Here is an 11,652-nt window from a genome sequence, read left to right as displayed (position 1 = left end):
CAATGGGGGAATGTCCACGACCGCCGCGCCGCTTCAGATCGGCCCGCACACCGTCCGGCCCCCCGTCGTCCTGGCCCCCATGGCCGGGATCACCAACGCGCCCTTCCGCACCCTGTGCCGGGAGTTCAGCGGCGGCAAAGGGCTGTTCGTCAGCGAGATGATCACGACCCGGGCGCTGGTCGAGCGCAACGAGAAGACCATGCAGCTGATCCACTTCGACGCGACCGAGACACCGCGCTCGATCCAGCTGTACGGCGTCGACCCGGCCACCGTCGGCAAGGCCGTCCGCATGATCGCGGAGGAGGATCTCGCCGACCACATCGACCTGAACTTCGGGTGCCCGGTGCCGAAGGTGACGCGTAAGGGCGGGGGGTCGGCGCTGCCGTTCAAGCGTCCTCTGCTGCGGGCGATCCTGCGGGAGGCGGTGAGCGGGGCGGGCTCTCTGCCGGTCACGATGAAGATGCGCAAGGGCATCGACGACGACCACATCACGTACCTCGACGCGGGGCGGATCGCTGTGGAGGAGGGCGTTACCGCGATCGCGTTGCACGGCCGTACTGCCGCCCAGCACTACGGCGGCACCGCCGACTGGGACGCCATCGCGCGGCTCAAGGAGCATGTGCCGGAGATTCCCGTGCTCGGCAACGGGGACATCTGGTCCGCGGGGGACGCGTTGCGGATGGTGCGGGAGACGGGGTGCGACGGGGTCGTGGTCGGGCGGGGGTGCCTCGGGCGGCCCTGGCTGTTCGCGGATCTGGTGGCCGCGTTCGAGGGGCGGGCCGATGACATCGCTCGGCCGTCGTTGCGTGAGGTCGCGGATGTCATGGTCCGGCACGCGGCCCTGCTCGGGGAGTGGATCGGTGACGAGGCTCGCGGGGTCATCGACTTCCGTAAGCACGTGGCCTGGTACCTGAAGGGGTTCGCGGTCGGCAGCTCGATGCGGAAGCGGCTGGCGATCACGTCTTCGCTGGAGGAACTGCGGTCCGGGCTGGACGAGTTGGACCTTGGTCAGGCGTGGCCGGTCGGGGCGGATGGGCCGCGCGGGCGTACGTCCGGCAACAACCGGGTGGTTCTGCCGGATGGGTGGTTGAGGGATCCGTATGACTGTGCGGGGGTTGGGGAGGAAGCGGAGCTGGATACGTCGGGGGGCTGACGGTTGGGTTGTGGGTTGTGGGTTGTGGGTTGTCTGCGGGTTCGGTGGGGGCGGGCGTTTTGCGCAGTTCCCCGCGCCCCTGAGGCCTGCGGCGGCCCGTTCGGCCCCGGTGGGGCCTGCTGTAGCGCGTTGCGTTCGGTGGTGGGGTCGGGGTCGGGGTGGGGGGTATCCGTCCTCGGTCCGGCGGCTCGGTCTCTTGAGTGGTGCTCGGTTATGGACGCCGGCCGCTGCGGGCGGACACCCCCCACCCCGTCCCCTTCGCACCGTCGGCGGCCAACGGCCCGTGGTGGCGCGCGTTGGGCGCCGCGGGCGAGGGGTCACGTATCTGCGCAGGTTCGCTGCAGCTAGCTAGGGGCGCGGGGAACTGCGCGACAAGCCACAACGGACCCGCACTCGCCAAACCACACATCGAGGCACCCCCATAGGCGCCCGGCTCAAGTCCAGCGCAGCTGCCCGCACTCGCCAAACAACCGGACCCGGCACTCCGTCACCCCTTCGACGGATGCGGAGTCGAGCCGTACGCGGTCAGGAAGCGGTCTCGGAAGGAGCTCATCTTCCAGACCGGTGCGTTGTGGGCCGGCTTGAGGCCGTCCGTCCAGTTCCAGGAGGTGATCTTGGCCAGGACCTTGGGGTCCTTCGCGACGATGGAGATCGGTACGTCACGGCTCGCGTTGTTGCCGCTGACCCGGGCGATCGGCTGGTGGTCGCCGAGGAAGACGAGGACCGTGTTGTCGTTGCCGTAGCGCTCCAGCCACTGGGTGAGCGCGGTGACGGAGTAGGAGATCGACTTGCCGTACTCCTGCTTGGAGCGGGTGGAGTCGGAGATGATGTCGGACGGTTTGTTGCCGGCCTTTTCGATGCCCTTGAAGATCGAGCCGTCGCCCAGGTCGTCCCAGTCGACCATCTTCGGGATGGGGGCCCACGGCTGGTGGCTGGAGGTCAGGATGATCTCGGACATCAGCGGCTTGTCGCGCTTCTTGCTGTGGATCATCCGCTGGTAGGCCTCCAGGGTGTACTGGTCGGGCATCGTCGACCAGCTGAACTTCGGTCCCTGGTAGCCGAGTTGGAAGGCGTTGTAGACCTTGTCGAGGCCGTAGTACTTCTGCTCGGGCCAGCCCTTCTGGACGCCCGGCATCACCCCGACCGTGTCCCAGTCGCCGGTCTTCTTGAAGGCCTTGGTGAGGCTGAGGTGGTCGCTGGCCATGACCGTGCGGTAGCGCTGCTGGTTGTCGATCCACAGGCCGGAGAGAGTGGTCGAGTGGCCGAGCCAGCTGTTGCCGCCGTACGTCGCGGAGGTCAGCCAGCCGCTCTTCGCGTGGAAGCCCGCCTTCGCGAGGGCCGCGGTGCTCGCCGTGAGGGTCTTGTCGACCCCGGGTGCGATGCCCGCGTCCTCCACGGCGCTGCGGCCGTAGCTCTCGATGAAGGTGAAGACCATGTCCTTGCCGCGCAGGTCGGGGACCAGCTGGGAGGCCGGCGTGTTCCCGAAGGCGTCGACCTTGGCCACCTTCTGGAAGTCCGCCTCGTCACGCATCGTGTAGAGCACCCGCCGGGCCTGCATCTCGGCGATGGCCGCGGTGTGTTCGGCCGCGAGCGGAGTGCCGCCGACCTGGAGGCCGAGCGCCGAGCAGGCGACCCAGACGGTCGCGGCGATCAGGGTGCCCCGGGTGGCGGTCTGCTTGTCCCGCACCAGCAACTCGCTCAGCCGGACCATCGCCAGCGTCATGAGGGACAGCAGCAGAAGGACGAGCACGAACGCGCCGACCGTGGCACCGACCGCCACCCCCGAGCCCAGCGAGTCGTCGACGTACGACCGCGCGTCGTCGAGCAACTCCCAGTCCAGGACGGGGTTGAAGGCCCGCCCCAGGTATTCGTTGAAGCCCATGTCGAGGAAGTTCAGGATCGTCAGCACCCCGAGCGACACCCCGGACACGACGGCCACCACCAGACGCGGCCGGCGCGGCAGCGCGAGCATCACGGCCGCCCCGAGTATCGCCTCCGCCGGAATCCGCGTGAACTCCCTGACATGCAGGTTCACGATCTTGTTCGGCAGCAGCAGCGCACCGAGGACCAGCGCCGCGGCCAGTATGTTCAGGGCCCACCTCGTGTTCCGTACGACCGTGGGGTGACCGTCCCGCCACGCCGCCAGCCGCGCCCGCAACGACGGCTTCTCCTCCACCGGAGGACTCTCGCCCCCGGTCGCCTCGGCCTCGGGTGACGTGCTCTCTGCGATGGTCTCGGACACCCGAGGGTCCTTCCGTACGGATCCTTGATGGAAGGCGGACCCGATATGGGGTCTCGGATCCGCCACATTCCGGTACGGAGGGCTCACCCCGACAGTTCACGTCCTAGGGCAAACACCGCCCCAACGCTTGGTCAACGGTCAGGTTCGCTCACGGCGGGCCCGCGGCCGCCACCCCACCAGCCGGCCCCCTCGACTAGGCACCCCCGACCGCCGTCAACAACGCGAGCGGCGCCGCAGCGGACCGCGCCTCCCGCACACATGCGTGCGGATACGGCACCGGCTCCCCGTGGGACTCCCGCCCGTACCCGGCCAGTACCTCCGGCAGCCGGTGCCCCGTGGCCGTCGCCGCGTCCACCAGACCGTGTGCCACCGTCCGGGCCTCGTCGTGGAGTCCGTAGCGGGCCAGCCCGAGTGTGATCAGCGCGTTGTCGTGCGGCCACACCGATCCCCGGTGGTACGACATCGGGTGGTACGCCGCCTGCCCGGAGGCCACCGTGCGCACGCCCCACCCCGAGAAGAAGTCCGGCTCCAGCAGCCGCCGTCCCACCAGCTCCCCGTACTCCTTGTCGAGCAGCCCCGACCACAGCAGATGCCCGGCGTCGGAGGCCAGCGCGTCGACCTGGCGGCCCTCGCCGTCGAGGGCGAGCGCGGGGAAGGCGTGGTCCCGCATCCAGAAGTCCCGCTGGAAACGGTCCCGCAGATCCGCCGCGGCCTGTTCGAGGAGGGCCGCGTACGTCTCGTCGTCCCACACGGTGCGGGCGAGTGCCGCGGTCCGGCGCAGGGCGTCGTACGCGTAGCCCTGGGCGCCCGCGGCCATCACCGGGCCGGTCGCCCGGGTGCCGTCGGCGCCGCAGATCGCGCCGGGGGAGTCCTTCCAGTTCTGGTTGGCGAGGCCGCCCCGGTCGGCGCGGTAGACGAGGTAGCCGCGGGAGGTCAGGCCGCCGTGGTCCAGCATCCAGCCGATCGCCGCGCGGGCGTGGGGCTCCAGGCGCCGGGCGAGGGGGACGTCCCCGGTGTGGTCCACGTACGCGCCGAGCAGGACCAGGAAGAGCGGGGTCGCGTCGACCGAGCCGTAGTAGCGGCCGTACGGCACCTGTCCGAAGTGTGCCAGCTCGCCATGGCGTACCTCGTGCACGATCTTGCCGGGCTGGGCCACGGCGGTCGCGCCGGTCTCGGTGGCCTGGGTCGCGGCGAGGGCGGGCAGGGTCGCGGCGGCCAGCTGGGGACGGTACGGCAGGGCGAACAGCGAGGTGAGCAGGGCGTCCCGGCCCAGCAGGGTCAGGAACCAGGGTGCCCCCGCCGCCGGGACGCGCAGTTCCTCGCCGTCGGGGCCGGTCGCCGGGACCTGGAGCGAGGCGAGGTCGGCGAGTCCGCGCGCGCAGGCGGCCGCCAGCTCCGGCCAGCCGGTCGGGAAGGCGACGCCCTCCACGAACTCGCCCTCCAGCGCGAGGAGTCGGCGGTTCAGGGCGGCGGGCGAACTCGGTACCCGCCGGGCCCGTTTGTCGCCGTGCGGCCTGGCCATCACCCGGAGCGTCAACTCGGCCGTCCCGTGCGGTTCCAGGGGCAGGGTCCACACCAGCCGCCTGGCCCCGGTGCCGGTCTCCTCGACGCCGTCCGGGGCGGGGTCGGCCGTGACCGTCGTGGAGGAACGCCATTCGCCGCGGTGGTAGCCGAACTCCACGCCGTCGTCGAGGACTTCGCGGGAGCGGGTCGCGCCGGTCTTGGTGTACGTCCGGTGGTCGGAGCGGAGTTCGAACTGGTCGGTGAAGTCGGCGTCCGCGGTGACCGCGAGCCGGACCGTCGTCGGCACCGGGCGGTTGCTGGTGACGCGCAGGGACTCGACGAACGAGCCGTCCCCCACCGCCTGTTCGCGGAAGAGCGTGCACGCGGGCGGCTCCTGGCGGCCGCCTCGCGGGACCAGGACGCAGCGCGCGGTGTCGCCGTCGGCCACCGGGGACAGCGTCTCCGGGACCGCGCCGTCGACGGTGAGCTGCCAGCGGCTCAGATGCCGGGCGTCCCGCACGAACAGTCCGTCCGGGGAACTGCCGCCCCGGACACCGCTGATGTCGCCGCCGTCACCCACGGCGGCGAACGTCCCGCCGTGCACGAGCAGATGATGTCGGTCCGTCATCGCCGGTTCCCTCCCTTGAGTCCCATGTCCGCCGTGACTGTGCCTGTGGTGTCGCCGTGCAGCAGGTCGAGCGCGAGGGCGGCGGTCCAGCTGAAGCCGGTCGCGCCGCAGGCCTCGCCGGTGTACGGGTCGACGTACTCCGCGAAGTCGGTGGCCTCGGCGAGTCCGAGGACCGACTCCCGCAGGGCGTCGGCCTGTTGGAGTCTTCCGTGGGTGCGCAGCCCGCGCTCCAGCAGCCAGCTCGTGTTGAACCAGGCCGGTCCGCGCCAGTAGCGGTGCGGGTCGAAGGCCTCGCCGAGGAGGTCGTAGCTGGGCGGGAGGCGGGTGGTGGTGCCGAGGCCGAAGTGCGGGCCGGCCGCGGTCTCCAGCAGCGCCGTGACGACGTCCCTCGGGAGGCCGGGGAGCAGGAGGGGCACCAGGCCGGAGACACCGCGCTCGGGGACCAGGGCGCCCTGTCCCGGCCGGTCGCCGGCGGGGTCGCGCAGGTCCCGGCAGAGGAACATCCCGCTCGCCGGGTCCCACAGCCGCTCCACCAGGGCCGCCGTCAGCCGCTCCGCGCGCGCGTGCCGGGCGGTGGCGGTCGCGCCCAGCTCGGCGGCGATCCGGGCGAGGGCGTGCTCGGAGGCGATGAGCAGGGCGTTGAACGCGGGGTCCTCGACCGCGAACTCCCCTGCCCCGTCGGCGTATTCGCCGTCCCGGTACTCCGTCGCCAGCCGGACGTACCGTCCGTAGTCCAGATCCGTCGGCCGGTCCTCGGCCGCTCCGTGGTCGAGGTCGGCGCGGCGGAAGGAGCGGGCCGGGGCGGGGGTGACCCGGCTCAACGGGAGGTCCCAGCAAGGGCTGTTGTCCATACCCTGTTCCCAGGGGTGCACGACGGACGCGAGACCGCCTCCGCCCAGGTCGCGGTGATGCAGGAGGTAGCGGTGCCAGGCGGCCAGCCGCGGGTGGACGCGGGCGAGGAAGCCGCGCGCCCGGGACAGGACGGGGTCGGCGCGGTGGACCAGCCATGCGGCCAGCGCGTGCACCGGTGGCTGCACGATGCCGGACGTCTGTACGGTGCGCGGGGCGCCCGCGGCGCGCCCCGCGGTCGAGGAGCGCCAGAAGTCGGGGCTCGGGAAGTACGCGTCGAGCGGCACGGAGGGGTTGAAGACGATGTGCGGGACGCGTCCGTCGCCCCACTGGGCGTCCAGCAGCGTCTCCAGCTCCGTCTGCGCCCGCAGGGGCGAGAGGTGGCGCAGGCCGATCGCGACGAACGCGGAGTCCCAGGACCACTGGTGCGGGTACAGGCTGCGCGAGGGGACCGTGGAGGCGCCGGTCCAGTTGGTCTCCAGCACCCGTGCCGCCGCCGTGTGCAGGGGGTGCGGCGGATCCGGGGGATCGTATGCGATCGGGCGTTCCGCGGAACGGCTGACGACTTGGGCGCTGCGATCCACTCGGGGCTCCCCGAAAGACGTGCGGCTGACCGGTTCGGCCAGGACTACCGTAGAGTTACGTCTATTTAACACGCAAAACTCAATATGTAATGCAGAGTTGAGAAACACAAGGGGGTGCGCATGGCTGGACGGAGTCAGACCGGCGCCGGAGATCTGCTCGAACTGGTCCGCAGCGGACGAGCCGTCACGCGCGGGGCCCTCCAGCAGGCCACCGGGCTGTCCCGGGCGACCGTCGGCCAGCGCCTGGAACGGCTCTTCCGCGCGGGCTGGCTGCGCGAGGGCGCCGGCGGGCCGGTGGACTCCCCGCTCGGCGGCCGCCCCTCGATCACCCTGGAGTTCGACGACGCCCATGCCGTCGTCCTCGCCGCCGATCTGGAGACCCGGCACGCCCGCGCGGCCGTGCTCTCCCTGACCGGCGAGATCCTCGCCGAGCACAGCGGCACCCTGGTCGTCGAGGACGGCCCGGACGCGGTGCTCGGCGAACTGGGTCGCTGGTTCGCCGAACTGCTGGAGAAGGCCGGTCACCGCGCGGTGGAGGTCTGCGGCATCGGCCTCGCCGTACCGGGCCCGGTCGACACGGAAAGTGGCCGAGTGGTCCAGCCACCGATCATGCCGGGCTGGGACGGCTACGACATAAGAGCGCGCCTCGCCAGATCCTTCACCGAGCACACCGGGGCCGCGCCGGTCCCCGTGCTCGTCGACAACGACGCCAACCTCATGGCGTACGGCGAACAGCGCGCCGCCCACCCCGACTGCGCGGCCTTCGTCCTGGTCAAGGTCTCCACGGGCATCGGCGCCGGGGTCGTGGTCGACGGCTCGATCTACCGGGGCATCGACGGGGGCGCCGGGGACCTCGGGCACATCCGGGTGCCGGCCGGGTCGGAGGCGCTGTGCCGGTGCGGGTCCTACGGCTGTCTCGCCGCCGTCGCGAGCGGCGGTGCCGTGGCCCGGCGGCTGGCCGCGACCGGGGTGCCGGCGGCCTCCGGCTCGGATGTGCGGGACCTGCTGGCGTCCGGGCACCCGGAGGCGGCGGCGCTCGCGCGTGAGGCCGGGCGGCAGGTCGGGGACGTACTGGCGACGGTCGTGACCCTGCTGAACCCGGGCGTTCTGATGATCGCCGGGGATTTGGCCGGAACCCCCTTCCTCACCGGGGTCCGGGAGCTGCTGTACCAGCGGGCGCTGCCGCGTTCCACCGCCCGCCTGGAGGTCGTGACCTCGCGGCTCGGGGAGCGGGCCGGGCTGGTCGGCGCGGGGGCGCTGGTGGTGGAGCACCTGTACGCGCCCGAGCGGGTCGAGGAACGGCTGCTGGCGATGGGCGTATGACGTCCGTGTTTCCGTCCCGGGACGCGTCCGCATGGTGAAATCCGGGCCGCTGTGGCAGCGTGATTCTCGCCACGCTTGATAAGGGTCAAGCTCAGATGAGCGGATCTTGGGTGACTGCACTTCTCCAAGGGGTGGCACTGAGTGCCACCCCTTGATCGTTCATCGATCGAAATCAGATGTGGCAGTGGGGCGCTCATCTGAGCGGAATGAGGGGTGGGTGAGCGCTCATGTGTTCAAGAAGTGAAAACACTCGGTGGCTGTCGCTTGCCAAGCTTTGACTTTCGATCCACTGGCGGACGGCCGGTTACGGGCACATGACGCCCGAGTAGACGTACCCAGACGCCTTCGATCTGGGTATGTTCCTGGCCGTCAGGGCAGCCACCGCGTCCTCGAGGGAGTCGAGACCGTGTCGGAAAACAAAGATCCCCACGTAGCGAAGTTCGTTTACGACTTCACCGAGGGAAACAAGGACCTCAAGGACCTCCTGGGTGGCAAGGGCGCCAACCTCGCCGAGATGACCAACCTGGGACTCCCCGTTCCCCCTGGCTTCACCATCACGACCGAAGCCTGCAAGGTCTACCTCGACAGTGGCGACGAACCCGCGGCACTGCGTGACGAGGTGAGTGCGCACCTCGACGCGCTGGAGCAGCGCATGGGCAAGAAGCTCGGCCAGGCCGACGACCCGCTGCTCGTCTCGGTCCGCTCCGGCGCGAAGTTCTCCATGCCCGGGATGATGGACACGGTCCTGAACATCGGCCTCTCCGACAAGTCGGTGCAGGGGCTCGCCAAGCAGGCCGGCGACGACCGCTTCGCCTGGGACTCCTACCGGCGCCTCATCCAGATGTTCGGCAAGACCGTCCTCGGCGTCGACGGCGACCTCTTCGAGGAGGCCCTCGACAAGGCCAAGGAGGCCAAGAAGGTCACGGTCGACACCGACCTGGAGGCCGCCGACCTCAAGAAGCTGGTCACCGCCTTCAAGAAGATCGTCAAGAAGGAAGCCGGCCGGGACTTCCCGCAGGACGCGCGCGAGCAGATGGACCTCGCCATCCACGCGGTCTTCGACTCCTGGAACACCGACCGCGCCAAGCTCTACCGCCGCCAGGAGCGCATCCCCGGCGACCTCGGCACCGCGGTCAACGTCTGCTCGATGGTCTTCGGCAACCTCGGCCCCGACTCCGGCACGGGTGTCGCCTTCACCCGCGACCCCGCCTCCGGCCACCAGGGCGTCTACGGCGACTACCTCCAGAACGCCCAGGGCGAGGACGTCGTCGCCGGTATCCGCAACACCGTGCCGCTCGCGGAGCTGGAGCAGATCGACAAGAAGTCGTACGACGAGCTGATGCAGATCATGGAGACGCTGGAGAACCACTACAAGGACCTCTGCGACATCGAGTTCACCATCGAGCGCGGTCAGCTGTGGATGCTCCAGACCCGGGTCGGCAAGCGCACGGCGGGCGCGGCCTTCCGGATCGCGACCCAGCTGGTGGACCAGGGCCTGATCGACGAGGCCGAGGCGCTCCAGCGCGTCACCGGCGCGCAGCTCGCCCAGCTGATGTTCCCGCGCTTCGACGAGGAGGCGAAGGTCGCGCAGGTCGGCCGGGGCATCGCGGCCTCGCCGGGTGCGGCCGTCGGCAAGGCGGTCTTCGACTCGTACACCGCCGTGAAGTGGTCGCGTTCGGGCGAGAAGGTCATCCTGGTCCGCCGGGAGACCAACCCGGACGACCTCGACGGCATGATCGCGGCCGAGGGCATCCTCACCTCGCGCGGCGGCAAGACCTCACACGCGGCCGTCGTCGCGCGCGGCATGGGCAAGACCTGTGTCTGCGGCGCCGAGGAGCTGGAGGTCGACACCAAGCGGCGCCGGATGACGGTGCCGGGCGGGCATGTGGTGGAGGAGGGCGACCTCATCTCCATCGACGGCTCCAGCGGCAAGGTGTACCTCGGTGAGGTCCCGGTCGTGCCCTCTCCCGTCGTCGAGTACTTCGAGGGCCGGATGCACGCCGGTGCCCAGGACGCCGACGAGCTGGTCGAGGCCGTGCACCGGATCATGGCGTTCGCCGACCGCAAGCGCCGGCTGCGGGTGCGGGCCAACGCGGACAACGCCGAGGACGCGCTGCGCGCCCGTCGCTTCGGCGCGCAGGGCATCGGCCTGTGCCGTACGGAGCACATGTTCCTCGGCGACCGCCGGGAACTGGTCGAGAGGCTGATCCTCGCCGACACGGAGACCGAGCGCGAGGAGTCGCTGAAGGCGCTGCTCCCGCTCCAGAAGCAGGACTTCGTCGAGCTGTTCTCCGCGATGGACGGACTGCCGGTCACCATCCGGCTGTTGGACCCGCCGCTGCACGAGTTCCTGCCGGACATCACCGAGTTGTCGGTACGCGTCGCCCTCGCCGAGTCCCGCCAGGAGCCGCACGAGAACGAACTCCGGCTGCTCCAGGCCGTGCACCGCCTGCACGAGCAGAACCCGATGCTGGGCCTGCGCGGGGTGCGCCTCGGTCTGGTGATCCCGGGCCTGTTCACCATGCAGGTCCGCGCGATCGCCGAGGCCGCGGCCGAGCGCAAGAACGCCAAGGGCGACCCGCGCGCCGAGATCATGATCCCGCTCGTCGGCACGGTCCAGGAGCTGGAGATCGTCCGCGAGGAGGCCGACCAGGTCGTCGCGGAGGTCGAGGCGGCGACCGGAGTGAACCTGAAGCTGTCGATCGGCACGATGATCGAGCTGCCGCGCGCCGCGCTGACGGCCGGTCAGATCGCGGAGGCGGCCGAGTTCTTCAGCTTCGGCACGAACGACCTGACCCAGACGGTGTGGGGCTTCAGCCGCGACGACGTGGAGGCCTCCTTCTTCACGGCGTACCTGGAGAAGGGCATCTTCGGGGTCAGCCCGTTCGAGACGATCGACAAGGACGGCGTCGGCTCCCTGGTCAAGCTGGCCGCGGAGGCGGGCCGCAAGACCCGCCCCGACCTCAAGCTCGGCGTCTGCGGTGAGCACGGCGGCGACCCGGAGTCGGTCCACTTCTTCCACGAGGTGGGTCTGGACTACGTCTCCTGCTCCCCGTTCCGCATCCCGGTGGCCCGCCTGGAGGCCGGCCGCGCGGCGATCACGGCGGACGGCAGCGACCACCGGTAGTCCGCCGACGGTCCCCGAAACCCCGGAGCCGCCGCCCGTCCCCGACCCTCAACCGATGGGCGGCGGCTCCGGATCACGAAGAGAGGGCGGCACCCTGTGCGGGGGTGCCGCCCCTCTCTGCACTGTCTGCCGAGACTGTCAAGCTAAGCCGCTGAACAGGCAAAACGGCGTTTGCTGGCGTTGGCTGTCGTTGAACCCGCGCGAAGCCGTTGTGCCCTCACTGTGCCCTCCACGTGCGATTGG

At 70.6% G+C, this 11,652-nt stretch carries 6 protein-coding genes; 3 read left to right on the top strand and 3 right to left on the bottom strand.

Annotated features, from left to right (window positions below):
- The first annotated feature begins 10 nt into the window (after positions 1-10).
- The gene (gene dusB / locus G3I78_RS35650; protein ID WP_164432457.1) at positions 11-1,153 is read left to right on the top strand and encodes a tRNA dihydrouridine synthase DusB; all 1,143 of its coding nucleotides are present in this window, start codon (positions 11-13) and stop codon (positions 1,151-1,153) included.
- Between the two features lie 487 nt (positions 1,154-1,640).
- Here dusB and G3I78_RS35645 read toward each other — a convergent pair whose 3' ends face one another.
- The 3 genes from G3I78_RS35645 to G3I78_RS35635 form a co-directional block, all read right to left on the bottom strand.
- A complete protein-coding gene (locus tag G3I78_RS35645) occupies positions 1,641-3,395 on the bottom strand; it encodes a CDP-alcohol phosphatidyltransferase (RefSeq protein ID WP_343243944.1) in 1,755 nt (584 codons plus the stop codon).
- Positions 3,396-3,588: 193 nt separating this feature from the next.
- The gene (locus tag G3I78_RS35640; RefSeq protein ID WP_164432455.1) at positions 3,589-5,526 is read right to left on the bottom strand and encodes a glycogen debranching N-terminal domain-containing protein; all 1,938 of its coding nucleotides are present in this window, start codon (positions 5,524-5,526) and stop codon (positions 3,589-3,591) included.
- The gene (locus G3I78_RS35635; RefSeq protein WP_164432453.1) at positions 5,523-6,959 is read right to left on the bottom strand and encodes a hypothetical protein; all 1,437 of its coding nucleotides are present in this window, start codon (positions 6,957-6,959) and stop codon (positions 5,523-5,525) included. The genes G3I78_RS35640 and G3I78_RS35635 overlap by 4 nt, the downstream gene beginning before the upstream one ends.
- A gap of 120 nt (positions 6,960-7,079) precedes the next feature.
- Between G3I78_RS35635 and G3I78_RS35630 the strand changes: the two genes are divergently transcribed.
- Both G3I78_RS35630 and ppdK read left to right on the top strand, forming a co-directional pair.
- The gene (locus G3I78_RS35630) at positions 7,080-8,282 is read left to right on the top strand and encodes an ROK family protein (protein WP_164432450.1); all 1,203 of its coding nucleotides are present in this window, start codon (positions 7,080-7,082) and stop codon (positions 8,280-8,282) included.
- A 406-nt stretch (positions 8,283-8,688) separates the two neighbouring features.
- Positions 8,689-11,409 (top strand): pyruvate, phosphate dikinase, encoded by a 2,721-nt coding sequence (gene ppdK / locus G3I78_RS35625; protein WP_164432449.1) that lies wholly within the window; start codon positions 8,689-8,691, stop codon positions 11,407-11,409.
- The last annotated feature ends 243 nt before the right edge of the window (positions 11,410-11,652 follow it).

The organism is Streptomyces sp. SID13726, from assembly GCF_010548375.1.
Classification (GTDB): Bacteria; Actinomycetota; Actinomycetes; order Streptomycetales; family Streptomycetaceae; genus Streptomyces.
Note: the sequence above shows the minus strand (reverse complement) of the source record. Positions and strands in the feature narration are given on the sequence as shown.